Annotated in this window: 20 protein-coding genes and 1 pseudogene; 8 read left to right on the forward strand and 13 right to left on the reverse strand. The window is 62.2% G+C overall.

The window, feature by feature from the left end; genetic code table 11:
- A pseudogene (locus tag ACZY0Y_RS13945) lies at window positions 1–455 on the forward strand (hypothetical protein); the annotation flags it as partial.
- An 81-nt stretch (window positions 456–536) separates the two neighbouring features.
- Entirely contained in the window at window positions 537–983 is a 447-nt protein-coding gene (locus tag ACZY0Y_RS13950) for an alpha/beta fold hydrolase (protein ID WP_463958551.1), read from the forward strand.
- A 105-nt stretch (window positions 984–1088) separates the two neighbouring features.
- Here the strand turns inward: ACZY0Y_RS13950 and ACZY0Y_RS13955 are convergent, their stop codons facing one another.
- The 6 genes from ACZY0Y_RS13955 to ACZY0Y_RS13980 form a co-directional block, all read right to left on the reverse strand.
- On the reverse strand, window positions 1089–2459 hold the full coding sequence (locus ACZY0Y_RS13955) for an MFS transporter (protein WP_463958553.1): 1371 nt from the start codon (window positions 2457–2459) through the stop codon (window positions 1089–1091).
- A gap of 237 nt (window positions 2460–2696) precedes the next feature.
- A complete protein-coding gene (locus ACZY0Y_RS13960; RefSeq protein WP_463958555.1) occupies window positions 2697–5090 on the reverse strand; it encodes a bifunctional salicylyl-CoA 5-hydroxylase/oxidoreductase in 2394 nt (797 codons plus the stop codon).
- 12 nt (window positions 5091–5102) lie between these two features.
- Complete coding sequence (locus ACZY0Y_RS13965; protein WP_463958557.1) at window positions 5103–6761, reverse strand: AMP-binding protein; 1659 nt, start codon at window positions 6759–6761, stop codon at window positions 5103–5105.
- A 19-nt stretch (window positions 6762–6780) separates the two neighbouring features.
- A complete protein-coding gene (locus ACZY0Y_RS13970; RefSeq protein WP_463958559.1) occupies window positions 6781–7707 on the reverse strand; it encodes an acyl-CoA thioesterase in 927 nt (308 codons plus the stop codon).
- 6 nt (window positions 7708–7713) lie between these two features.
- Window positions 7714–8196, reverse strand: a complete 483-nt coding sequence (locus tag ACZY0Y_RS13975; RefSeq protein ID WP_463958560.1) for a cupin domain-containing protein — start codon at window positions 8194–8196, stop codon at window positions 7714–7716.
- Window positions 8197–8201: 5 nt separating this feature from the next.
- A complete protein-coding gene (locus tag ACZY0Y_RS13980; protein ID WP_463958562.1) occupies window positions 8202–9095 on the reverse strand; it encodes a fumarylacetoacetate hydrolase family protein in 894 nt (297 codons plus the stop codon).
- 125 nt (window positions 9096–9220) lie between these two features.
- Between ACZY0Y_RS13980 and ACZY0Y_RS13985 the strand changes: the two genes are divergently transcribed.
- On the forward strand, window positions 9221–9619 hold the full coding sequence (locus ACZY0Y_RS13985) for a RidA family protein (RefSeq protein ID WP_463958634.1): 399 nt from the start codon (window positions 9221–9223) through the stop codon (window positions 9617–9619).
- Window positions 9620–9657: 38 nt separating this feature from the next.
- Here ACZY0Y_RS13985 and ACZY0Y_RS13990 read toward each other — a convergent pair whose 3' ends face one another.
- On the reverse strand, window positions 9658–10104 hold the full coding sequence (locus tag ACZY0Y_RS13990) for an acyl-CoA thioesterase (RefSeq protein ID WP_463958563.1): 447 nt from the start codon (window positions 10102–10104) through the stop codon (window positions 9658–9660).
- An 82-nt stretch (window positions 10105–10186) separates the two neighbouring features.
- On the opposite strand from ACZY0Y_RS13990, the gene ACZY0Y_RS13995 reads away from it, so the two are divergent.
- From ACZY0Y_RS13995 to ACZY0Y_RS14005, 3 genes are all read left to right on the forward strand, one after another.
- Window positions 10187–11149 (forward strand): PaaX family transcriptional regulator, encoded by a 963-nt coding sequence (locus ACZY0Y_RS13995; RefSeq protein ID WP_463958565.1) that lies wholly within the window; start codon window positions 10187–10189, stop codon window positions 11147–11149.
- 266 nt (window positions 11150–11415) lie between these two features.
- The gene (locus ACZY0Y_RS14000; protein WP_463958567.1) at window positions 11416–12192 is read left to right on the forward strand and encodes a cyclase family protein; all 777 of its coding nucleotides are present in this window, start codon (window positions 11416–11418) and stop codon (window positions 12190–12192) included.
- Window positions 12189–13865 (forward strand): thiamine pyrophosphate-binding protein, encoded by a 1677-nt coding sequence (locus tag ACZY0Y_RS14005; protein WP_463958569.1) that lies wholly within the window; start codon window positions 12189–12191, stop codon window positions 13863–13865. The genes ACZY0Y_RS14000 and ACZY0Y_RS14005 overlap by 4 nt, the downstream gene beginning before the upstream one ends.
- Before the next feature lie 116 nt (window positions 13866–13981).
- Here the strand turns inward: ACZY0Y_RS14005 and ACZY0Y_RS14010 are convergent, their stop codons facing one another.
- From ACZY0Y_RS14010 to ACZY0Y_RS14020, 3 genes are all read right to left on the reverse strand, one after another.
- Complete coding sequence (locus ACZY0Y_RS14010; RefSeq protein ID WP_463958570.1) at window positions 13982–15004, reverse strand: AraC family transcriptional regulator; 1023 nt, start codon at window positions 15002–15004, stop codon at window positions 13982–13984.
- An 88-nt stretch (window positions 15005–15092) separates the two neighbouring features.
- The gene (locus ACZY0Y_RS14015; protein WP_463958572.1) at window positions 15093–16193 is read right to left on the reverse strand and encodes an LLM class flavin-dependent oxidoreductase; all 1101 of its coding nucleotides are present in this window, start codon (window positions 16191–16193) and stop codon (window positions 15093–15095) included.
- Between the two features lie 64 nt (window positions 16194–16257).
- Window positions 16258–16773 carry a flavin reductase family protein gene (locus ACZY0Y_RS14020; RefSeq protein WP_463958574.1) on the reverse strand — a complete coding sequence of 172 codons (516 nt, stop codon included), beginning with the start codon at window positions 16771–16773 and terminating at the stop codon, window positions 16258–16260.
- Window positions 16774–16962: 189 nt separating this feature from the next.
- On the opposite strand from ACZY0Y_RS14020, the gene ACZY0Y_RS14025 reads away from it, so the two are divergent.
- A complete protein-coding gene (locus tag ACZY0Y_RS14025) occupies window positions 16963–17331 on the forward strand; it encodes a hypothetical protein (RefSeq protein WP_463958576.1) in 369 nt (122 codons plus the stop codon).
- 732 nt (window positions 17332–18063) lie between these two features.
- On the opposite strand, the gene ACZY0Y_RS14030 is transcribed toward ACZY0Y_RS14025, so the two are convergent.
- The 3 genes from ACZY0Y_RS14030 to ACZY0Y_RS14040 all read right to left on the reverse strand — a co-directional run bounded on the left by ACZY0Y_RS14030 (window position 18064) and on the right by ACZY0Y_RS14040 (window position 21118).
- Window positions 18064–18747 (reverse strand): GntR family transcriptional regulator, encoded by a 684-nt coding sequence (locus tag ACZY0Y_RS14030; RefSeq protein ID WP_463958578.1) that lies wholly within the window; start codon window positions 18745–18747, stop codon window positions 18064–18066.
- Window positions 18748–18953: 206 nt separating this feature from the next.
- Entirely contained in the window at window positions 18954–19904 is a 951-nt protein-coding gene (locus ACZY0Y_RS14035; RefSeq protein ID WP_463958580.1) for a hydroxymethylglutaryl-CoA lyase-like TIM-barrel protein, read from the reverse strand.
- Entirely contained in the window at window positions 19901–21118 is a 1218-nt protein-coding gene (locus ACZY0Y_RS14040; protein WP_463958582.1) for a CaiB/BaiF CoA transferase family protein, read from the reverse strand. Before ACZY0Y_RS14040 ends, ACZY0Y_RS14035 begins: the two co-directional genes overlap by 4 nt.
- A gap of 353 nt (window positions 21119–21471) precedes the next feature.
- Between ACZY0Y_RS14040 and ACZY0Y_RS14045 the strand changes: the two genes are divergently transcribed.
- Window positions 21472–23550 carry a hydantoinase/oxoprolinase family protein gene (locus ACZY0Y_RS14045; RefSeq protein ID WP_463958584.1) on the forward strand — a complete coding sequence of 693 codons (2079 nt, stop codon included), beginning with the start codon at window positions 21472–21474 and terminating at the stop codon, window positions 23548–23550.
- Window positions 23551–23553: the final 3 nt, after the last annotated feature.

Consider the following 23553-nt stretch of genomic DNA (forward strand, 5'->3'; position numbering starts at 1 on the left):
TTGCCGCCGGCCACCGCGATGGCCAATTTCAAGACAAAAAACCAGCCGCAAACCGTGGCTGCCTAACTGACAAGAAACCACCCGACTGTCTCACATCCTTGACACACCTCAGTCTGCTGAGCGTGTCAGGCGGCTGGTCCGAAGTGCTGAAGGAGCAGTTCATGGAACGAGTTCTTGAAAGGCTTGAACGGTTTGCACCCGGCACACGGGCGTCCGTGCTGGCTTGGGACCTTCTGGCACCCACTGACCTGCTCCGCGAGAATGTAAACGCGGTCAAGGGAGATCCCTACGGCGGTTCAGCTGAACTTTTCCAGAACCTCCTCTGGCGCCCTTTCCCGCAGGCCGCCCACCATCAAACGGCCATCAAGGGCCTGTGGCACATCGGCGCGTCCACCCACCCTGGCCCTGGATTGTCCGGAGGGTCCGGCCACTTGGTGGCTCAGAAACTCATCTGATCAGCCATCCGTGCGGCAAAGGCATAGGGGAGAGCTTTCGCAGATATTTTCCTCAACGGAGTCTCTTGTTGTGACCGGGCCATGCAACTAATCCTGGTACGACGCCTCATCGCCGTTTCCACCTTTGCGAGCCGTGATGCCGTGCCGGACGAGTTCTGGGGCGCCATGGTAAAGGCCACCCTCGATGACGTGCCGGAGACATACAAGGCCTCCGGCCGCCGCCTCAACCCGGAACCCGACCATCTGGAGCGGCTCTTCGAGCTGGACAAACAGCGCATCCTGGACTTCCCCGCATGGTCCGACGAAGTGCTGGGCACCATCACCGCCGCAACGCTGGTGATGAGCACCGACCGCGATGTCGTCACCGCCGGGTATGCCGCGCGGATGGCCGGTGCCATCCCGGGCGTCCGCCTGCTGATCGTCCCCGGCGGCCATGGCGACTACCTCGGCGAGCAGGCCGCCAGCGGAGGGGACCTGCGCACGTTGCACGCCACCGTCCCCTTCTTGGGTCCGTTCCTCGGAGAGTAGCGGACCCAACTGTGACGATCGCCTAGGGGCGAAAAAAGAATCGGACGATGCGCCACTGGGCGCATCGTCCGATCCGGCTGCAGGCAGCCTTCTAGAACAGGATCGTCACTGCCGTTGGCTGGATGACTCCAGCTTCTCGGGGGCATCCGTGGCGATGACGTTCGTTGAGCCTGGTTTCCGGGGGATCAGCGCTACCGCGCCGGCGGCCAGGAGCGCCACGAACGAGAAGACGATGAAGTTCCACTGGAACGGAAGCTGTGCCGATCCGATCCAGCCGCCGATGAGTGGGCCGGAAATCGCTCCGATGCGGGCGAAGGACAGTGCCCAGCCTGTAGCTGTCGCCCGGGCGTAGGACGGGTAATAGTCGGCCACCCAACCTGTAAGGACGAGGGATGTTGAGATCGAGCCCACCCCGGCCAGGGCGACGAAGGCGTAGTTGATGAAGATATTGTTCGGGAACATCAGCATCAGGATTCCGACGCCGCCGACGGCGTAGAAGAGCACGAGGATGAGCTTCTTGCCGTAGACATCGGCGGCGCGGCCGAGCACCATGCCGCCGATGGCGGAGGCGAGGCTGAAGACTGCCAGGAACGTCAGGGACGAGCCCAGGTCGTAACCGGCCTTCCGCATGATGGTCGGCAGCCACGTGTTGAGGCCGTAGACGAGGACCATGCCGCAGAACAGGGAGATCCAGAAGAAGACGGTGGGCCTGAGGTAGTCGCGGGAGAAGAGAGCCATCAAGGACTGTTTCCACCCCACGGGCTTCAGTGCCTCGCCGGCGACGGGCGCTGGAGCCCAGTGGTTGTCGACAAATGGTGTGACGCCCAGCTTGCCCGCGAGGCGCTGGGCCTCAGCGCGGCGTCCCTTGCTCATCAGGAATTCAAGGGACTCGGGGAGTAGCCATGCCAGCAGCGGGATAAGGAGGATCGGGATGAACCCCACGCCAACCACCCAGCGCCATCCCAGCGTCGGAAGCAGTGCGAGGGCCACCAGGGCTGCTGCGAGAATTCCGAACGAGTACCCGGAATACATGACGCCATAGTTGAACGACCTGCGTTTGGGAGCTGAGTACTCGATGGTGAGGGCAGCTGCCACCGGGATGATGCCACCCATGCCCAGGCCTCCCAGGAAGCGGAACACCCCGAAGATTTCGGGGGTGGGCGCCAAGGCTGCGCCCAGCTGTGTGGAGGTGAAGATCAGGATGGACAGCAGCAGCATGTTCTTGCGGCCGACGCGGTCTGAGAGGGTTCCGATCGTCATGGCTCCGACCAGCATCCCGATCAGGGCGTAGGAACCGAGCCCGCCGAGCTCCAGCGGGCTTAGATCCCATTCCTTGTATTCGGCGAGAGCGGGGATGATGGCGCCCAGGACGCCGACGTCGTAGCCCTCCGCAAGGATGGCTAGCCAGCATGCGAGCAGTACGCGGTTGGTGGTCTTCGGTGGAACTGGCCATTGGGTGTGGTTCGACGCAGCCATTATGGTCCTTCGGTGAGGTGGGAAATGGTGACTGGTGGCGCTGGGAAGCTTCGAGACTGAAGCCGGGGACGGTCTGATGCCGTCATCTTTATAGTAAAAACATAACGGACGTCACGGAACTGCGATAGACCATCGGCTGAAAGACTTACAAATTTTCCAGCGCGGCAATCATCCGGAAACAAGGCCATCGCGCCGCCGCAGGTCCCCGCATCCATGGGTCGAAAATTCCGTCTGGTCCTACTGGGTGAGAATCGGCTCTGCGGCAGAGATCCCGGGCGTCCAGCGCAGGTGACTGTCCGGCGTGATCGACTCCGGTTCCTTGAGCAGGGACAGCCGGGGACGAACGGCGTCGGTCCGGCCGCTCGGCGGCTTTCGGCGGCCGGCCCTGAACTGGGGGATCCATTGGGAGCCTCGGCCCTGGTATTCCTGTTCTGCGGCGGCGTGGAGTGTCCATTGCGGGTCGTACAGATGGGTGCGGCCCAGGGCAACGAGGTCGGCCCGGCCTGCGAGCAGAACGGAATTGACGTCGTCGTAAGTTGAGATGGCTCCGACGGCAATCACGGCGACGCCGGCCGGGGCGGCTACTTCCTGCCGGATCCTGTCGGCAAACGGCGTCTGGTAACTCCGGCCGAAGGCGGGCTTTTCCTCCTTGCCGACCTGACCCGTGGAGACATCGATGCCCGCCGCGCCATGATCAATGAACGCCTTGGCGATCACGATCGCGTCGTCTGAGGAGTTTCCGCCCTCGATCCAGTCAGTCGCCGAGATGCGCACCGTCAACGGCTTGTGGGCGGGCCAGGCGGCACGGACGGCGTCGAAGACCTCGAGCGGGAACCGCAGCCTGTTCTCCAGACTGCCGCCGTACTCGTCGGTGCGCTGGTTGGAGATGGGGGAGAGGAACGAGGAGAGCAAGTACCCGTGGGCGGCGTGGACCTCAAGCAGGTCGAACCCCGCTTCTGCTGCCCGCCGTGCTGAGCTGACGAAATCAGCTGTGACGCTGTCCATCCCGGTCCGGTTGATTTCGCGGGGCACCTGGTTTCCCGGGCCGTAGGGGAGGGCTGACGGGCCAACGGTTACCCAGTTCCCTTCCTCGAGAGGTTCGTCGATACCGTCCCACATGAGCCGGGTGGAGCCTTTGCGGCCGGAGTGGCCGATCTGGACGCCGATTTTCGCCGTCGAGCGTGTGTGGACGAAGTCGACAACTGATTTCCAGTTGTCACGTTGCCCGTCGGTGTAGAGACCCGAGCACCCGGGGGTGATGCGCCCTTCGGCTGAGACGCAGACCATTTCGGTCATGACCAGGCCCGCACCGCCGAGTGCCTTGGACCCGAGGTGGACCAGATGGAAGTCCCCGGGCATGCCGTCAACGGCGGAGTACATGTCCATGGGGGAGACGATCACGCGGTTCTTGAGCTCCAGTTCCCCGATGCGGTAGGGCTGGAACATCGCGGGAGCGATGTCCGGCAATCCCTGGGATTCGGCGAAGTGGCGGTCCACGGTTTCAGCGAATTCGGGATCCCGCAGGCGCAGGTTCTCCTGCGTGATCCGGCGTGAGCGGGTGAGCAGGTTAAACGCGAACTGCGTGGGCTCCTGGCCCTTGTATTGCCCGATCCGTTCAAACCATTCAAGCGAAGCCTGGGCGGCCCGCTGGGTGGATTCGACGACGGGACGGCGCTCGGTCTCATAGGCCGCAAGGGCGGTTTCGAGGTCCGGGTGCTCGTGGAGGCAGGCGGCCAGGGCGAGGGAGTCTTCCATGGCGAGCTTGGTGCCGGAGCCGATGGAAAAGTGGGCGGTGTGCGCGGCGTCGCCCAGCAGCACGATGTTCCCGTGGCGCCAGCTGCGGTTCTTGACTGTTGTGAAGTTCAGCCACTTGGAGTTGTTGGACAATACCTCGTGTCCGGCCAGTTCGTCGGCGAAGATGGCGCGGATTTTGCTGATGGCTTTCTCATCGGAGACGCCGGGGGCGAACACCTCGGCAGCTGTCTCGCCAAAGCCGGCGGCATCCCACACCTCGGGTGACATTTCCACGATGAAGGTGGAGCCTTCGTCGGAGTAGGGGTATCCGTGGATCTGCATGGTGCCGTATTCGGTGTCTTTGACGAAGAACTTGAACGCCTCGAATACCTGGTCGGTGCCCAGCCACATGAATTTGTTGGGCCGGGGGTCAAGGCTGGGACCGAATGACTTCGCATAGGTTGCGCGGATCTGTGAGTTGATGCCGTCGGAGGCGAGCACCAGGTCGTAGCCGGCCTCGAGCTCGGCGATGGGCGGTGCGGGGGTGCTGAACCGAACGTCCACGCCCAGTTCGGCGCAGCGGCGCTGCAGCAGTTCAAGCAGCTCCTTGCGGCTCATCGCTGCGAAGCCCTGGCCGCCGACAGTGAGGATTTCGTCGCGGAAATGGATGTCAATGTCGGACCAACGGGCAAACCGCCGGCTCATGTATTCGGCAACCACGGGGTCGGCGTTGCCGATGCCCCCGAGGGTTTCGTCGGAGAATACGACGCCGAAACCGAAGGTGTCTGAGGCGGCATTGCGTTCCCAGAGGGTGATGTCGTGGGAGCGATCCAGCTGTTTCATCAGTGCTGCGAAGTACAGGCCTCCGGGGCCGCCTCCGACGATAGCGATCTTCATGGTCTGCTCCTTCTACGGCTGGGTGGCGGCTGCGCCGGCCAGTTGGTCGTTTTCGAGTTCGAGGCGGTCGCGCAGCTTGAAGTGCTGCAGCTTGCCGCTGGGGTTGCGTGGGAGTTCACTGGCGAAGCGGACATCCCGCGGGTACTTGTATGGCGCGATGGTGGCTTTGACGAAGTCCTGGATCTCCTTGCGTTTAGCATCGTCCGCATCGACGCCTTCGCGCAGGACGATGAAGGCGCAGACCACGCTGCCGCGTTCAGGATCGGGGCGGGCAATGACAGCGCTCTCGACGACGTCGGGGTGCTGGTCGATGGCCGCTTCAACTTCGGGGGCGCCGATGTTGTAGCCGGAGGAGATGATCATGTTGTCTGAGCGGGCCTGGTAGGTGAAGTACCCGTCCTCGTCCCGGATGAACGTGTCACCGGTGACGTTCCAGCCGTTGACGACGTAGTTGGCTTGCCGTTGGTCATCCAGGTAGCGGCAGCCCGTCGGACCGATTACTGCGAGCCTGCCGGCCTGGTTGGGACCGACTTCGTTACCATCCTCGTCCAGGATGGTGGCGCGGTACCCGGGGACCACCAGTCCAGTAGTGCCAGGCCGGATGTCGTCCCCGGAGGCGGAAATGAACACATGGAGCAGCTCCGTGGAGCCGATGCCGTTGACCAGGCGGACGCCGGTGGCGTTGTAAACGGCCTCCCATGTTTCCTTGGGCAGGTGTTCCCCAGCGGAGACAGCAATCCTGAGACGGGTGAGCAGATCGCCGCGGCCGGCTTTGAGAATTGCCCGGTATGCCGTAGGTGCTGTGAACAGGATGGTGACGCCGGCGGCTGCGGCGTGCTCCGCAAGCTCTACCGGGCCGGCTCGCTCGGTCAGGAGTGATGAAGCGCCGAACCGCAACGGGAAGACGACAAGTCCGCCGAGGCCGAACGTGAAGGAGATTGGCGGGGACCCGGCGAAAACATCGTCAGGTGTGGGCTGGAGGATATGGCGCGCGAAGGTGTCCGCATTTGCAAGGATGTCGCGGTGGAAGTGCATGGTGACCTTGGGCGTGCCGGTGGTTCCCGACGTCGGTCCCAGCAGTGCAACGTCATCGGCTGCGGTTTCGACATTGGTGAAGTGGCCGCTCTTGGTGGCGCACCGGGCAATGAAGTCATCTGCACCAGAGCCGCCGTACGGCACCACCGGGACGTCGTCGCCTGCGGCGAGAACCATTTCGTCCATAAAGCGGTGGTCCGAGATCGCCAGAACGGGCGTGGTCAGCCGGAGCAGCGTGGCAACTTCGGAAGAGCGCAGGATCGGCATCGTGGTGACAACCACGGCGCCGGCTTTCAGGACTCCCAGCCAGGCCGCGACGATCCAAGGGTTGTTGGGACCGCGAAGCATGACGCGGTTGCCGGGTATGACGCCAAAGTCCTCCGTGAGGACCTGGGCCGCCTGATTGGCGTGCTTCTGGAGCTCGCCGTAGCTCCAGGTTGTCCCGTCCGGGGTGTGCAGCGCGGGGCGGGCGGGTCCGTAATCGGCCACAGCACCGTCAATAAGTACAGCGCCGGCATTGAGCATCCCGGGGTACTGGAGTTCCGGCAGGGTGAACTCCAGCGTCGGCCACATCTCGGCGGGCGGCAGGTGGTCACGGGTAAAGGTGTCCACATGGGCTGAGGAAACTGGTGCCATGGTCACTCCTTTCAGTACGTCAGATGTTGGGGGTTGGTGACCCGGAAGCGTGCCGGATCATGCCCTCTTGGGCCACGGTCGCGAGGAGGCGGCCGTTTTTGTCGAAGAAGCGACCCAGTGCCAACCCGCGGTTGTTCTGGACCGAAACGGCTTCCTGCGCGTAAAGAATCCAGTCGTCGGCGCGGCCGTCACGGTGGAACCACATGGAATGGTCAAGGCTTGCCGTGCTCAGTCCTGGCGAGGACCAGTGCAGGTCATTTACCCGCAGCAGCGGCTCCAGGATGGTGTAGTCGCACACGTAGGCCAGGGCGGTGCGGTGTAAGTCTGCTGTGGCGTGAGCGTCCTCGGCGTCGGGTAACAGGTCAAAGGCCTTCACCCAGACTGCTTGATGGGGCTGGCTTTCGCCCTCGACCTGGACGTAGAGAGGACCCGGAACGTGGCGCATGTCGAAGCTGCGCCCGGCAGACCAGTAGGCCGCGGCTGCGCCCGGTGTACCCTCAAGCGCATCGGCGGCTGAACGAAGAGATTCGGGCTCCACCCCTGCAGGGGTGTCTGGTTGGAAGTCCGGGCCGTTTTCCCGCACGTGGAAGGATCCCATCGCTGCGAACACGGTTTTGCCGTTCTGGTAGCCGCGGACGCTGCGCGTGGAGTAGCCGCGGCCATCGCGCAGGCGTTCCACTTCGTATCTGACGCTCGACTCCACGTCCACGGGCCGCATGAAGTAGCTGTGCATCGAATGCAGGCTGCGGTCCGATTCCACGGAGCGCATCATCGCCGCCGCTGATTGGGCCACCATGTCGCCGCCGTAGGATTTGGGCCACGGCACATACTGCGTCTGTGCCTCGTAGGCCTCGTCCGCATGCTGGGCTGGAACGGACGTGAGGTTGATGGCGCGGAGAAAGTTCTCCGATGTGGGGGCTTTGACTGCCGGGGATGCTGGAATCATTGTCGCCTATGCCCTGCGGTAGCCGTCGAGCGTGTCGTCGGCGACGTCTTCCAGGTTGACGACTATGTTCTCCGGAGTGCGGGCGGTGAGCCACACCAGTTCCTCGGTCACTGACATGTTCGCCTCCACGTGGGGCATGAACGGGGGAACGAAGACCCAGTCTCCGGCTTTCATGTCCTGAAACTCGGAGAAGTTTTCGCCGAAATAAATTCGGCCGTGGCCGCGCAATACGTAACCGCCGGTCTCTGCCTCGCCGTGGTGGTGGGGCAGGGAACGGTAGCCGGGAACATTGGATACCTGTCCGAACCAGATCTTAGTGGCCGGAGTGTGCTGGATGGAGACGCCCGAAACGCGGACGCAGTCCCCGGATTGGGCGGTGTTGGTGTCTTCCTGGCCGGCCCTCGTGACCACGGGAACTACGCGTCCGTCGGCTCCGGCATAGATCGAGTTGTCACCCTCGGTCAGGTATTCGGTGGTTGTATCGGTCATGGTTTTCACTCCTTGGTGCTGGTGGCTGCGGCTGGCGTGCGGGATTCGCTGGCGCCGGGCTGGTGGATGTGGACGATGTTCTGCAGGCTTCCGATGCCCGCAATCTCCGTGGTGAGGACATCACCGTCACGAAGGAACCGTGGGGGTTTCATGCCCATTCCCACCCCGCCAGGTGTCCCTGTGAGTACCAGGTCTCCGGGCCGGAGCACGGTGAATTGTGAAATATAGGAGAGGAGCTGCGCCGGCCCAAACACCAGGGTTGCAGTGTTTCCGCTTTGGACCAGCTCCCCGTTTACATAGCCCTTCACCTCAAAAGAACTGCCGGCTTCGTCGGAGGTGAGCATTACCGGGCCCACCGGGGTGGTGGCGTCAAAGGCCTTACCTTGGAACCACTGCAGGGTCCGGTTTTGCCAGTCACGCATGGAGACATCGTTGGCCACGGTATAGCCGGCGATCGCCGCCTGTGCCTGCGACTCATCCGCCTGGAAGAGGCGAGAGCCCACGACGACGGCGAGCTCTGCCTCCCAGTCGACCCGCTCGCTGCCGTAAACGTCGATGGTGTCGGTAGCGCCGGTCAGCGTATCTGCATACTTGGCGAAAAGCGTCGGGTATTCGGGAAGATCACGGCCCATCTCCAGGATGTGGTCCCCGTAGTTGAGGCCGCAGCAGATAACCTTCCCGGCCGTAGGCAGGAGTGGAGCAAGGCAGTCCGCAGAAGCTGTGACGGCGCCGTCCCCGGTGGGGGCGGCATTAACGGCTGCCTTGACAACCTTCCGCCAACCGGAGTCTGCGAGGAGCGTCCCGACGTTGGAGTACGGCAGCGGCAGGTAGGTCTCAGTGCCCACGGCAAGGGCCGCCGTCGTGCTGTTTTCGCCGGTTCTCAGAGTGGCCAGTTTCATCTGCCAGGTACCTTCAATCCATATATCGACTTTGTTACGATCGTCACATATGCTCAAGGTAGCACGACAGAGAAGATCTGAATAGTGCTTTTCACGCACCAGCGACAACGCCGACTCAGGAGAACATCGTGAACAGGACCATCAACCCCGATTCACTGCCCAAACCGTCGGGATACGCCCACGGCATCCTTTCCGGAAACATGGTTTTCTTGGGCGGGCAGACAGCGCTCGACAAGGACATGCAGATTGTTGAGGGAGGGATTGTCGAGCAGTTCAGGCAAGCGTTTTCCAACGTGCTGACGACGCTGACCGCTGCGGGAGGCGACGCGCGGGACCTGGTCAGCGTCACGATCTATCTCACCGACGTCGATGACTACATGGCCAACGGCCGGGAGATAGGCCGGATCTGGCGGGAAATGGCGGGCACCGAATACCCTGCCATGGCCGGGATCGGCGTGACGCGGCTATGGCAGAAGGAAGCGCTGATCGAAATCCAGGGCATGGCGGTGTTGGGGGACCGCTGACCTCTGCCGGCTGACCGGTTTCATGCCGCCCACGGCTTCTATGCGGCGTCGGTGTCCTCTGCCATCAGTCGGGTGATGGCTTCAGTCAGGTCACCGGGCCAGGGCAGCGATGTGTCGAAGCCCGGGGGCACGTGGGCAACCGTCACGGTTCCAAAGGCGGCGGTGCCCCCGGTGGACTTGGGGTGCGCGTGGCCGCGGACTTCGAACGCATAGGTCAGGGATGTACGGCCGAGCTTCTGGACTTCAACGGTTGCCGTGATGAGTTGACCGAACCAGAGTTTGGACCTGTAGGAGATTTCCTGGTGGACCCGCGGCGCGCTGGGAAAGTAATCAGGCAGGTCGAGGGTCCGCATGAGTTCGGCCTCTGCCGCTTCAACCCACCGCATGATCGCGGAGTTGTGCTGGTGACCTGAGGCATCGGTATCAACCCACTCGACGACTTTGTCGATGCTTGCGTGCCCGACCCGTGGAGTTTGTGCTGTCATGGCGCTCCCGGACCCGTGGAGGTTTGGCCCCTCCGGTTTATTATGTAAAGTGTCTGACGACCGTTCCTATGGTGCCACAGCCGTGACTCCAGCTGAAACAAAAGGCCGCAACTTCCAAGCCTTCGAATTGCTGGTGGTCAAGGGCCGAACTCCGACCAACCCGAGGTGCCACATGGCGTACACCGAAACTGTCCCCGATATGGCCCCCATGCCACGGCATCAACACCTCATCGTGACCGTCTATGGACTGTATGCCAGGGAGCAAGGCGGCGTCCTCGCCGTCTCGGACCTGATCCGCCTGCTGAGTGACCTGGGAGTCGAGTCGGCTGGTGTGCGGTCTTCGGTGTCGAGGCTCAAAAAACGCGGGGTGCTGGTCAGCCTTAAACACGGCGGTTCTGCAGCGTACAGTCTCGCTCCGGGACTGGAAGAAGTGTTCAAGGCCGGCGACGAACGCATCTTCTCTCCCCGCCGGGCCGAGGAAGGCGACGACTGGATACTGACATCGTTCTCGGTGCCTGAGTCACAGCGGCACCTGCGCCATAAGTTGCGCACCATACTGACCCGCATGGGCTGCGGACAGGTTTCCCCGGGGCTGTGGATCGCCCCGGGCAGCCTTGCGGGCGAAATCGCCCAACAATTGGACCGCGCAGGGCTAATGGAGTATGTGGACCTATTCAAGGCAGCTCACCTGGGCGAATCAAACGTCAGGGCAAAGGTCGGCCAATGGTGGGACCTGCCAGCCCTTGACGCCCTCTATTCGGACTTTTTGGTGCGCCACGAGGACGTACTCACGCGCTGGTCTGAAGGGCGGGCCGAGCAAGCCGAGACGCCGGAACAGTTGAGGCAGTCGTTCATCGACTATGTGCCCACGGTGACCCAGTGGCGCCGCCTCCCGTACCTGGACCCGGGATTGCCGGTGGAGTATCTTCCTGAGGGTTGGTCGGGAATTGCGGCAGAGGCTCTCTTCGCCGACGTGCATGCCCTGTTGGGTCCCAAAGCCCAGCGCTACGCCCGGTCGGTGCTCGCTCCTGAACGTCCGGATTAAGCGGAGATGCTGACGGGTGTCCTTGCCGGGCGCGGTGGAAAATGTAGTGAAGTGATTCCGATCGCAAATAAAACGATACAAATGCAGCCGGGTGCGGTTAGACTCAGTTCAACCCGGATGCGCCGGAGCGACCCGCTGATCAACCGGAACCAACCAGCCCCCGTGAATGCGCCGGGCTGGTGTGCTCGGTCTGGCCGGAAGCTTTATGGATAATCCCGGCCCGGCCAGGCCCGTTTGACTGATGAAGCAAACTGGATAGGAGAGCAATGTCTGTAATAGAAGCATTGATTGCGGCCCTCGGGGACGGTTCCGTGGAAGTCCTCGACCTCACGACTCCGCTGAGCAGAGATACCCCGATACTCAACCTGCCGGCGCCTTTCGCCAACACCGTGGGCCTGAGCCTTTCCCCCGTGAGCAACTTCGACGACGCGGGGCCGGCCTGGGCGTGGAACGATGTCTCCGTCGGGGAGCACGCGGGCACGCATCTGGACGCACCGGTTCATTGGATCTCCGGCCGTGACGGCAAATCAGTGGATCAGATCGAACCGTCCCGCCTTATCGGACCTCTCGTTGTGATCGACAAAACGGCGGAGGTTCTCGAGGATCCGGACTTCCTTCTGGAGCCCGAGCATCTGCGGCAATGGCAGGAGGACCACGGCATGCTCCCCGACAACTGCTGGATCATCTTCCGAACTGGCTGGTCTGCCAGAGGCGGCAATGCCGCTGACTTCGTCAACGCGGACGAAGCCGGACCGCACACGCCGGGAGTCTCCGCCGCTGGTGCCCGGTGGATTGCTGGGAACGCCAGCATCAGCGGGTTCGGGGTGGAGACTGTAGGCATAGATGCAGGACAGGCCGGAACTTTTGACCCCATGTTTCCCGTTCACTCATTCCTTCTGGGTGCGGACAAGTATGGAGTGACATCCCTCTGCCAGGTCGACAGGCTCCCCGTGCTCGGTGCCACTCTTATTGTTGCGCCGTTGCCCATTGTCGGTGGAACCGGAAGCCCGGCCCGCGTCTACGCACTGGTGGAAGCACGGTGAGCGAGACGACCCGGATCTCCACTCTGGTCGGGCAGACGTTGGCGAAGCTCGGCGTCGGCCACGTTTTCGGTGTTGTCGGAAGCGGTAACTTCGACGTCACTAACACTCTTATCCGCGAAGGGGTGCCTTTCACCGCCGCCCGGCATGAAGGCGGCGCCGCGACTATGGCGGACGCCTACTCCCGGATGTCAGACAAGGTCGGCGTGGTAAGTACGCACCAGGGTTGTGGCCTGAGCAATGCCACCACGGGGATTGGGGAGGCGGCAAAGAGCCGCACGCCCATGATCGTCCTGACAGCTGATACGCAAGGCGCGGCTGTGCGATCGAACTTCAAGATTGACCAGGACGGACTTGCCCGAAGTGTCGGGGCCGTAGCCGAGCGGATCCACTCCGCTGAGTCCGCCGTGGCGGACACCGTTCGGGCCTTCCGCACAGCGGTCAACGAACGGCGAACCGTTGTCCTGAGCCTTCCCCTGGATGTTCAACAGGCGTTGGCGGTGGGGTCCGTTGACGACGTAGCCCTCCAGCCATCCGCCCGCCTGCGTCCCGATCCCGCGGCAGTCGAGCAGCTCGTTCAGCTCCTCCGGCAAGCAGAACGTCCTGTGTTTGTGGCCGGACGTGGGGGACGAAGCGCGCGCGACTCGATTCTTGCTCTTGCAGAGTTCAGCGGCGCACTCGTGGCTACCTCCGCAGTAGCCAACGGGCTCTTCAACGGTGAGACCTTCAACCTGGGCATCTCCGGAGGTTTCTCGTCTCCGCTGACTGCCGAGCTCATCGCCGGGGCGGACCTGATCATCGGTTGGGGCTGCACCTTGAACATGTGGACCATGCGGCACGGCCGGCTGATATCGCCGGATGCCAAAGTTGTCCAGGTAGACATCGAAGACTCCTCCCTCGGAGCCAACAGGCCAATTTCGCTGGGAGTGCTTGGCGACTCGGCCCTCACCGCGGACGATGCCCTGGTCCTTATGAAAGACCTGCGGCCGGTGCCAACGGAAAAGTACCGCACGGAGGCGAATGCTGTGCTCATCAAGCAGGCTTCGCGGTGGCGTGACGTGGAAACGCCTGACCTGTCCACAACGGCGTCGATTGATCCCCGTGTTCTCAGCCGGGAACTCGACTCGATCCTCCCGGCGAACCGCATTGTCTCTGTGGACTCCGGAAATTTCATGGGCTATCCCAGCCAGTACTTGGCGGTACCGGATGAATTCGGGTTCTGCTTCACCCAGGCGTTCCAGGCCATTGGTCTTGGGCTGTACACCGCCATCGGGGCGGCGCTGGCTCAGCCGGATCGGCTCCCTGTTCTGGGTGCTGGTGACGGCGGGTTCCTCATGGGCATCAGCGAGCTGGAAACAGCCGTCCGCCTGAATTTGCCGCTCGTGTGCATCGTCTACAACGATTCCGCCTACGGGGCGGAAGTGCACCATTTCGCCCAGAACGACGGATCCGTTGACCTTAGCAGTGTGACCTTTCCGGACACTGACATTGCTGCGATTGCCCGGGGATTCGGGGCTGTGGGAATTACGGTACGTAGCCTGGAAGATCTGAATCCAGTGAAGGAATGGGTGGCTGCGTACAATGCCGGATCCCAGAACCGCCCGCTGGTGATCGATGCGAAAATTGCATCCGACGGCGGATCCTGGTGGCTGGCCGAAGCCTTCCAGGGTCACTGACCGTCCGGCGTACGCCAAGGCTGTCCGGCCGGTCCCGCCGGCCGGACAGTGGCGGTACCCCAAATATGGTGCTCCGGAAGAGCCGGACTCTGGCGCAGGACGCCGGCCGTTCTCAGTTAAATGACGCTCTTCGCTTCGGCGCGCAGCCTCTGTACCGTCGCAGACGGTGACTCCTGGTATCGCTGCGTGTAGTAGGCAGAAAATCGCCCCAGGTGCGAGAACCCGGAATCATAGGCGGCCCCTGCCACGGAAATCTTCATGGACGGGCCCAGGGTCTCCAGTATTTGCCGTGCCTTGGCCAGTCTCATGTCCCGCAGAACCTGGGCGGGGGTCCGTCCGAGGTGGTCCTTAAATGCCGAATGCAGCTGCCGAGTGCTGATACCGACGGCGGTAGCCACGTCGTCGATCCGGATATTTCCCCTGAGGTTCTGGTCAAAGTACCGACACGCCAACTCTACGTATGGTGGGATGCCGGACTCTGGCAGTGGGGCAAAGGACGTCTCCAGAAAAGGGGCAAGGCCCGCGGACATGGTGGCTAACAGAATGTTTTCAAGCCATCCTATTGCTTGTGGCGGGATGCCGTGGTCCAGCTCATGGCATGCATCAAGCCAGGTGTGCGTCACCATGGCGGGGCTGCTGAGCTGGAGCGGGACGCCGCTGGACAGCGATATCGGCTTAATCAGGAGTCGGCCGGAAGTCGAAGCCAGATGGCGTTCGAGTATGTCGGCGTCTACTCCGCCGATCAGTGCTCCCCGATCGGGGTCGGGGACCATCTTGGTCTGATGATGAGAGCTCAGTGCGAACGGGGTGGTGGCCACCCACTGGTTACCGCAGGACTCCACCAGCATGGGTCCTCGCGGGATGACAAGCAGTGCCCGCCGGCCGGAGGGCGGGCTGACAACGGTCACGCCGGCGCCGTAAGCCACAAAGACCAGGCTTACGGCGCCGACGTTGAGCCCGTTGACTGTTCCGTCAATGCTTCTTCCGCGGTGAGGGACCAGCAAGTGTTCCTCGGCGGTCAGGCTGTTGACTGAATCCCGGACGACGGCCGCGGACCTGCTTCGCGTCAGTGGATATGCCGCCAGGGGCTGCGCGGTCGCCACGCTCAGGGAAACATCTGCGCCACGGGAAGTGTCCATGCAAATGTCCTCTCAAAGCCTAGGACCCAATTCTAGTTCAGGCACCCACCACCTGTATAGAGCTCTTCTGACGGTAGGAAATTCACTTCTATACGTTTTCGAGCAGTGGCTGCCGCACGCCCAGGCGCTCGAGGCGGGGCAATACTTCTTGCGCGAAGTACTCAAGCTCGCCCGCGTAGTCGACGAATGCCAAAGTCATGCCATCGAAGCCGGCTTTTGCGAACCGGGCGATCTCGTCGGCTACATCATCCGGGGTTCCGATCATTGGGCAGGAGCCGTGACCGGCTGCGAACCTGGTTCTCATGGTGGCCAGCATGTCCTTGGTAAAGGACTCTGCGTGGAGCCCCTGCAGATTCATGAGGTAGTCCACAGCGCCCCAATCCGCGTTTTCCTCGGCATAGTAATGCAAGTAGTCAGTAGCCTCCTGGCGAGTGGGCCGGCAAACGACGTGGCTGAGAGTGAGCACGCCAACGTCGCGCTGATAGTCCTCCATGGCTTTGGTTTTGACTGAACGGACAATATCCTCTCCGTCTTCGGGCCCGCCCACGATCGTGAACACGAAGTCCGAATTCCGACCGGCGAAGTTGCGGCCCTGCACCGAGGACCCGGCGTTCAGGATCGGGACTCTCCCCCCGGCGGGTTTCGGCAAGGACTCAACGTGCTTCAGCGAGAAGAACTTACCGTCAAAATCAAAGATCTCGTCACGATCCCACGCTTCCCGCACGACGTCCCACCACTCCTGGGCGAATCCGTATCGATCATCATGGGCGTCAGCCATGTCCACGCCCATGGTTTCGTATTCCGGCTGGTTCCAACCAGCAACGATGTTCAATCCGGCCCGGCCGCCGCCAATGGCATCCAGTGTAGCAATCTGCTTTGCAGTCACCAACGGATGGTTGAACGCCGTATGAACCGTGGAAAAAACGGAGATCCGCTCCGTGGACGCCAGCAGGGCAGCTGCCCACGGTATGGGCTCAAGCACGGAACCGTGAAAGTTCGTGTCGCCTTTGTATCCGATCCACCGTGCAATGGGGAGAAGAAAGTCGATGCCCGCTTTATCTGCGATGCGGGCCATCCGGAGATTCTCCTCCCAAGTGGCGCCCCAACGTTCCGGGATCTTGGTCACTGCCAGGCCGCCGGAGCAATTTGGTGAAAACAGCCCGAGCTTGAAGTGGTCTTTTCTGTTCATGGGGTGCATGATGCCTCTTTCTGGTTCATTAACGATGCTCTGGCAAGGAGGAACTGGCGAAGGCTCAGGGTTTCCGCAGCTGCTGCAACAGCAGGGGATCGATCGACTTAGGCTCGGTTATGTGGTCAACCCGGCCCAGCAGAATGATGTGGTCTCCACCCTCGTACCGGCTCCACAATTGGCAATCCAGCCGGAGTTTTACCTCGGGCAATGCGGGAGCGCCGGTAGCGCCCACTTGCGTCTGGAGACCGTCAAACTTGTCTACGCCACGCTGTGCGAACCGGGGAACATAGTGGGCATTGGCCTGGTCGAGAACGTGGATTGAGAAGTTGTCTGTCTCCATCCAGATGTCAAAGCTCGTAGATGCCTTGTCAACGCACCAGGAGACGAGTGCCGGCTCCAAGGAGACCGAGGCGAAACTGTTCATCACCAGCCCGGCCTGCCGGCCGGCTGTCGCCGTAGTCACGACGCAGATCCCGGTTGCCCAGTGCCTCATGACCGATCGGAGTTGGGGTGCCGCAACCGGGACCCTTTGTACATCTGCCCTGGTCATTCGACCCGGCTTGCTGTCAACCAACATTCGTACACCTCCAGTCAGTGCTGCTAACGTTCCTCAATTCTGAGGGTGGCAGCGGACTCGAACTATCCAGTTTGCGCGGACCTTTGGCCATTTTTGGTGACGCAGATCACGGCACTATGGTGATGCGCCGAAGCTAAAATCTTCGCCGTCGTCACAGCCATGGACGCGAACTCGAAAATCGTGTCGCGGATGACGACAGTAGACGGCTCAAAGGCCAGAGCGAAGAAGCCTAGGCCAGCCCTGCCGGGGCCGCCGATTTTTTCCGGTGAAGGAGATTCTTTCCTTGAGGAAGGACTCCTTCTTGATGGTGATTCCATGGAGTGGAGGGTCATGTTGTTGGTCGGTCATGCAGGTCGCTGTTCTCTTCTCCATGAGATGTTCGGAAAGGTGGAGACCACCGCCATGATGTTCGTCGATTTCCAGCATGAGGGCCGCACCCTGGTGCGGTGCTTGTTCGGGCCCGGTCCGGTTCCGGAGGCCGACTCTTCATATCGGAGCGAAATCGCACACAAGACACAAATGTCCCGCCCGGACGGCCGTTTAGGCAGCCCCGGTTAGGGGCGCCGAAGTGGGCAAAAAGGAGGGTGTGCACAATGTGCACACCTTGGGCTTCGGATCGGGTCGTACTGGTGCCGGATTGGGCCGGATTGCGGAGGGTTTCGGGGGAGTCGCGGATATTCAGGGACTGGAACCCGGTTCGAGTCCCACCTCGGGCACAGTGTTTCCGCAGGTCAGGGGCTTTTTTGGTGTTTCTTCGTGTGCACATTGTGCACACTCTCGCCTCTGACCTGATGTTCCGGGTGTGTGGGGTGCCGGAACGGCCTATTCGGTTGTGTGGGGGAGCGGCTGATTACGGCGGACCGGGTGCCGCCCTGTGGGGTCTCTATTGGGTGTTCATCCTTGTTTGTCTTTTCGTTTGGTTTTCTCGTTCACTGCTTCATGGTGACTAGGGCCGCATACAACATGATTTGCTGATTTTTCTTTAGATTGACCTTGGGTTGGTGGAGGTTGCTGTGGCCGGTGGCTCCTTCTCCCTTGGTTTCACGTTATCCCGTTAGTAGTTCGTTGCGTGGGGCGCGCGGGACGGCATGACCTGACCGGTGACGGGGCAGCGGCGTTGCCTAGGCTGGTGCCCACTTCTGATCTCACGACTGTTCATGGCGGCGTTCCGAAGTCAGTGCATGACCGTCGCCATTACTGGAAGCCAGCTTCACGCAGTCACGGCTGTCGGCTCCGACCACAACAGGACTCGGAGTGTAGCCGCGTCGGGACGTCACGCCACCGGCCCGCTCAAGCAGTACCTGCGGCCTTTTCTGCATGACGTCGCGTGGAGGTCCAAGCGGACTGGACATGGGCGCGCATTATTGATTCGGCCCATGCCGGGTCGTTTGCTCGGAGGGCGTCGATCATTTCGTGGTGGTGTGCCAGGCTGCGGCGAAGCTCCTTGGAGCTGTAGCGGGCGAAGGTCCGCCACACCAAAGGGACGTCCACCATGGAACTGACCAATGACTGCACGCGCCGGCTGCCTGACGCTGCAAGGATGGTGCTGTGGAAGCGGTTGTTGAGGTCGGTTAGGGCCTCGAAGTCAGGATTTGCTGTGTCGACTGCGGCATCCATCCTGTCGGCCAGGTCTTGGAGCGCGGACAGGTCGACCAGTCCACGAGCGGCAGCCTGTGCGCAGGCCCACGGCTCGAGTAGTGAGCGGAGGCCGAAGACCTCCTGCAGGTCTTCGATGGTCCAGTTGTGGACTTGGACGCCACGGTTGGGCTCGTGCGTTACCAAACCCTCGGTTGCGAGTCTCCGGAGCGCCTCCCGGACGGGGGTCCGGGATACTCCGAGGACGGCGGCCAGTTCGTCCTCCCGGAGCCATTCGCCGCCCGGTCGTTCGCCGGAAAGAATTTGTAGCCGGATGGACTGGTATGCGATGTCGGCCGCGGGTCCGAGGTCGGGGCCGGCCCCTTGGGTGGTCGTCATCTTCCCGCCGCGATGAGGGATTGGGCTTGTCGAGTCAGCATCCATTGATTCTATGCAATCTGGTTTCGCGCGGTCATTCACCCCGGCCGCGTCTGCAGTTGCCGCGGTCGCCGTCGTCGATATCGAATCAAGGCGGAGTCAACGCGGCTCAGGGCAGTTGAAGCGTCAGGACAGTTGGGCCGGGAACAACGTTGTGCACTGGGAACTCAGCTATCCTCGGGCCATCTGGCCGATGCAAGGTCGGCGCGGGACCCTCCGCGGGAGACGAATGATGCGGACGGGCGGCCGGTGAGCTCTGTCATCCGGGCGCAAACCCGCATGTATTTCACCAGATCGATGCCGGTCTCGATCTCGAGGCCTTGGCACAGGTGGATTAGGTCCTCCAATGCAGCGTTGCCGAGGACTGCCGGGTCGCCGGGGAACCACATGTCCCCGCCGAGTCCTCCGAAGGAACCTTCCAGCCAAGTTGCTCCGGCCATCATGGATACCAGTGCGTTAGCCGGAGCGAAACCGTTGCGGTTGTGCAGGTGCACCCCCAGGCCTAGTTGCGGATACATCTGCCGCACCTCGGCAACGCCGTCGAACATTTCCGCAGGCGTTTCTTCTCCGGACGTCGCCGCAAGGTAGACCCCGCCTGCTCCCGCGCCGGCCGCGGCCTCTACGACGCGTAGTCGGTCCTCCCGATCGACCTGACCGCGTGCCGGTGCAAAAAACGCGCACGCTACGGCGACCACTAGGCGGGTGCCCGCTGACTTTGTCAGTTCCCCGATCTTCGCGAGGTCAATCAGCATTTCGTCTGTCGAAAGGCCCTGATTTCGCAAACTGACCTCGTTGTCCGCGGAAACGACGACAACAAGTTCGTCCAGCCCGCAGTCTGCCGCGCGTTGGGCCCCCCGGAGGTTTGGGGCCAGTCCTCGGTAGGTAATGCCGGGAAGACGCGGCACTCGTGCCATAACGTCTTCCGCGTCGGCGAGTTGTGGAAGCACCTTAGGGTGGGCGAAAGACACGGCTTCGATCTCCCTGACCCCTGCGTCGATCAGCATGTGGATAAGTTCGACTTTGTCCTCGGTGCGGATAGTCTCAGTGACGGACTGCAGCCCATCGCGCAAGCCAACCTCTACAAGTCGTATGGAGGAGGGCAGGTTTGGGATACTCATGCCAGCCCCTTCTCGCGAAGCCTCGACAGTTCGGTGCCGGTGATACCGATCCCGGCCAGAACTTCCTCCGTGTGTTGGCCCAATTCCGGGCCCGGCCACCGGACCGTGCCCGCGGTCCGGCTCAACTTCGGGAAGACGTTCTGCATGGAGACGGGGCCGAGCACCGGGTGGTCCACGGAGATGATCGACTCGCGGGCCTGGTACTGCGGGTCGGCGAGCATGTCCACGGGCCGGAATATTTTGCCCGCGGGAACGCCATGTTTCTCCAGTGAGGCTTCGAGATCCTCGGCGGTCTGTGTTGACGTGTACTCAGCGACGATCCCGTCGAGTTCTGCCTGATGCTCCCCGCGTGCCCCGTGCGAGGCATAGCGAGGATCGGAAGCAAGTTCGGGCCGGCCGATCGCTGTCGCCAGCCGCCCGAAGACCGTATCCTGGTTGGCCGCGATGAGCACCCATTTGCCGTCGCTGGTGGGGTAGATGTTGCTTGGCGCGACGTTGGGGAGAATGGCCCCGGTGCGTTCGCGCTGATAGCCGGAGATCTGCCACTCCGGCACCAACGATTCCATCACGCCGAGGACCGCCTCGTAGATGGAGGAATCCACGATCTGCCCGCGGCCGCTGGTCTCGCGTTCCCGGAGGGCCGCCAGCGCCCCGATGGTCGCGAAGAGGGCGGCGAGCGTGTCACCGATTGAGATACCGACCCGCGACGGCGGCGTTGACGGGTCTCCCACGACATACCGAAGTCCACCCATTGCCTCACCGATGGCCCCGTACCCGGCCCGCTGGGAGTAAGGGCCGTCCTGACCGAAACCGGAAACCCGCACCATGATGAGCCGGGGGTTAAGTTGCTGCAGTTCGTCGTAGCCCAAACCCCATCGTTCCATGGTTCCGGGCCGGAAGTTCTCGATCAGCACATCGGCTGAAGACAGGAGCTTCCGCGCGAGGTCCTGGGCCTCGGGCTCGCGCAGGTTCAAGGTGACAGAGCGCTTGTTGCGCCCCACGACGGACCACCACAGCGACTGTCCCTTTGGCAGTTGACGGCCCCACTGGCGAAGCGGATCGCCATTGGCAGGATCTTCAATCTTGACGACGTCCGCTCCCATGTCGCCCAGCATCTGACCGCAGAAGGGGCCGGCCAGCAATTGGCCCATCTCGACCACGCGGAGTCCTGCAAGTGGTCCTGAACCGGTCGTGGTTTGAATATTTGTCGTCATGCGGGCCTCCTGGAATTACCCTGTGATGCCGTGCGAAGTTGCCCATTCAGTGACAGCGGACATCGAATCTGTATACAACTTGGCAGACCAGCCCCCTGTTCGTCAAGGATCATGAAAAGTTCTCGGCGGAATTGTATGCAGATTGGTTGACATGGATGTTTGTGGGCCTTTAGCCTGAGGCTCAGTAGATGTGAGGTGGATTACACCGAGATGCGGTCCGGGGGAGTCCGAGCGGCTCTTATCCTCCGGGGTCGGACGTTGGCTGTTCCCGGATGCGTCGGTTGACGTCTTGCATTACCCGCCCATGGCGCGGAAGCGCCCGGTATTGAGCTGTTCCTATTTGAGGAGAACTGATGGCGTTTCGGCTTGGTGTAGATGTCGGCGGTACATTCACGGACATTCTGCTGATAGATGAGGAGACAGGGAAGACGCACCGATACAAGACGTCGTCCACGCCTGAGGACCAGTCCATCGCGGTGTTGCATGGCATTGAACAGGTGTGTATGGCTGCCGGCATTGCCATGTCGGAGGTACGGGAAGTTCTTCATGGCACGACTGTCGCGACTAACGCCATTCTGGAACATAAGGGTGCCCGTGTTGGACTCGTCACAACAAAGGGTTTCCGCCAGGTGTTGCAGATCGCGCGGTCATTCGTTCCTGGTGGTTTGGCTGGCTGGATCATCTGGCCCAAACCTGAGCCGCTCGCCGACCTCGAAGACACGGTCGAGGTGATTGGACGGATCACCACCAGCGGTGAAGTAATCACGGCACTGGACGAGCAAGACGTCCGGATTCAGCTGCGAAAACTGAAGAAAAAAGGTATTGAGGCGCTTAGCATCAGCCTGATCAACTCCTACGCCAACGGCGAGCACGAGCAGCGCATCGCCGAGATCGCAGCCGAAGAACTCCCGGGCATCCCCGTTTCGCGGTCCTCCATTGTTCTCCCCGAGCTCCGCGAGTACGAGCGCACCATCACAACCGTCGCGAACGCCTATGTGCAGGGCCAGGTGTCCCGATATGTTGGCAATCTGGAGAGCAAGCTTGGCGAGGCGGGCGTCGACGCGCAACTGTCCATCCTGCGCAGTGACGGTGGACTGGTTTCGGGCCGGGTGGCTTCGGGCAACCCCGTGTCCCTCTTGCTCTCGGGACCTGCAGGCGGTGTCACCGGCGCGGTATGGGCCGCGGAACAGGCGGGCTTCTCGGACCTGTTGACCTTTGACATGGGCGGCACGTCCACCGACGTCGCGCTCGTGCAGAACCTGACACCGCGCATCGGCCGCGAAACCACTGTCGGTGACCTGACAGTCCGTGCAACCTCCGTCGATGTCCGCACAGTAGGTGCAGGCGGCGGCTCCATCGCACACGTCCCTCAACTTACCCAGGCCCTGCGGGTGGGTCCCCAGTCGGCGGGCGCATCTCCCGGACCTGCCTCTTACGGCCGAGGGGGGTTGGATCCCACCGTCACCGACGCGAACGTGGTCCTGGGCTACCTTCCCTCGCAGCTCGCCGGCGGTGAGATAGGCCTCGACGCCGAGGCTGCCGGCACTGCAGTGAAGATGATCGCCGAAGCCGTCGGACTGGACGGGGTGGAAAACGCAGCCGAGGGCATCATCGACATCGTCAACGAGAACATCTACGGTGCCCTGAAACTCGTTTCAACGCAGCAGGGATTCGATCCCAGGGATTTCGCGCTGGTCGCGTTCGGCGGTGCCGGCCCCCTGCACGCCAATGCCCTGGGTAAGTTGACCGGAGCCTGGCCGGTGATCATTCCGCCCTCACCAGGAGTGCTTTGCGCGTACGGCGACGCAACAACAAGCCTTCGCGATGAGTCTGCCCGCACACTGGTCCGGCGCTTCAGTGAACTCAACGACGTGCAAGTCCGCGGCGTTATGGAGGACTTGGAGGCCACCGCCCGCGAATCGCTCCTGGCGGCCGGCCTGGACGAGAAAGACCTCACCGTCACGTACTCGGCGGACCTGCGATACCACGGCCAGGGATTTGAAATTCCTATCACGGTAAATCTCGATACTTTCGGCCAAGGCGACGGGCTCACCCAGCTACGCGCCCAATTCGACAAAGAGCACGAGCGGCTCTTCGCCTTCCTGCTCGACAACGAACACGAACTCGTCACCGCCCGCGCCACCGTCAGTGGACCCCGGCCCGAGGTAGCGTCCATCACCCTTGAAGAGGGCGGAATTGATCCCTCCGAGGCTGAACGCAGCAAACACACGATTTTCGTTGACGGAGAGAACATCGAGGCCATCATTTATGACCGCAACCGGCTCAAGGCCGGCAATGTGGTCACCGGCCCCGCGGTCATCACCGAAATGGACTCCACAACACTGGTTCTTCCCGGGCACTCGGCGACCGTCCACCCGCACGGCAGCCTGCTCATCCGACCCACTGCCGACCCCGCCACCGCAAAGGACTGACCC

Source organism: Pseudarthrobacter kochi, assembly GCF_055412805.1.

What these genes read in the sequence shown, in the direction of transcription:
- ACZY0Y_RS13950 (WP_463958551.1), top strand. Translation starts at nt 537, where the DNA reads ATGCAACTAATCCTGGTACGACGCCTCATCGCCGTTTCCACCTTTGCG.
- ACZY0Y_RS13955 (WP_463958553.1), bottom strand. Translation starts at nt 2,459, where the DNA reads ATGGCTGCGTCGAACCACACCCAATGGCCAGTTCCACCGAAGACCACC.
- ACZY0Y_RS13960 (WP_463958555.1), bottom strand. Translation starts at nt 5,090, where the DNA reads ATGAAGATCGCTATCGTCGGAGGCGGCCCCGGAGGCCTGTACTTCGCA.
- ACZY0Y_RS13965 (WP_463958557.1), bottom strand. Translation starts at nt 6,761, where the DNA reads ATGGCACCAGTTTCCTCAGCCCATGTGGACACCTTTACCCGTGACCAC.
- ACZY0Y_RS13970 (WP_463958559.1), bottom strand. Translation starts at nt 7,707, where the DNA reads ATGATTCCAGCATCCCCGGCAGTCAAAGCCCCCACATCGGAGAACTTT.
- ACZY0Y_RS13975 (WP_463958560.1), bottom strand. Translation starts at nt 8,196, where the DNA reads ATGACCGATACAACCACCGAATACCTGACCGAGGGTGACAACTCGATC.
- ACZY0Y_RS13980 (WP_463958562.1), bottom strand. Translation starts at nt 9,095, where the DNA reads ATGAAACTGGCCACTCTGAGAACCGGCGAAAACAGCACGACGGCGGCC.
- ACZY0Y_RS13990 (WP_463958563.1), bottom strand. Translation starts at nt 10,104, where the DNA reads ATGACAGCACAAACTCCACGGGTCGGGCACGCAAGCATCGACAAAGTC.
- ACZY0Y_RS14000 (WP_463958567.1), top strand. Translation starts at nt 11,416, where the DNA reads ATGTCTGTAATAGAAGCATTGATTGCGGCCCTCGGGGACGGTTCCGTG.
- ACZY0Y_RS14010 (WP_463958570.1), bottom strand. Translation starts at nt 15,004, where the DNA reads ATGGACACTTCCCGTGGCGCAGATGTTTCCCTGAGCGTGGCGACCGCG.
- ACZY0Y_RS14015 (WP_463958572.1), bottom strand. Translation starts at nt 16,193, where the DNA reads ATGAACAGAAAAGACCACTTCAAGCTCGGGCTGTTTTCACCAAATTGC.
- ACZY0Y_RS14020 (WP_463958574.1), bottom strand. Translation starts at nt 16,773, where the DNA reads ATGTTGGTTGACAGCAAGCCGGGTCGAATGACCAGGGCAGATGTACAA.
- ACZY0Y_RS14025 (WP_463958576.1), top strand. Translation starts at nt 16,963, where the DNA reads ATGACGACAGTAGACGGCTCAAAGGCCAGAGCGAAGAAGCCTAGGCCA.
- ACZY0Y_RS14030 (WP_463958578.1), bottom strand. Translation starts at nt 18,747, where the DNA reads ATGACGACCACCCAAGGGGCCGGCCCCGACCTCGGACCCGCGGCCGAC.
- ACZY0Y_RS14035 (WP_463958580.1), bottom strand. Translation starts at nt 19,904, where the DNA reads ATGAGTATCCCAAACCTGCCCTCCTCCATACGACTTGTAGAGGTTGGC.
- ACZY0Y_RS14040 (WP_463958582.1), bottom strand. Translation starts at nt 21,118, where the DNA reads ATGACGACAAATATTCAAACCACGACCGGTTCAGGACCACTTGCAGGA.
- ACZY0Y_RS14045 (WP_463958584.1), top strand. Translation starts at nt 21,472, where the DNA reads ATGGCGTTTCGGCTTGGTGTAGATGTCGGCGGTACATTCACGGACATT.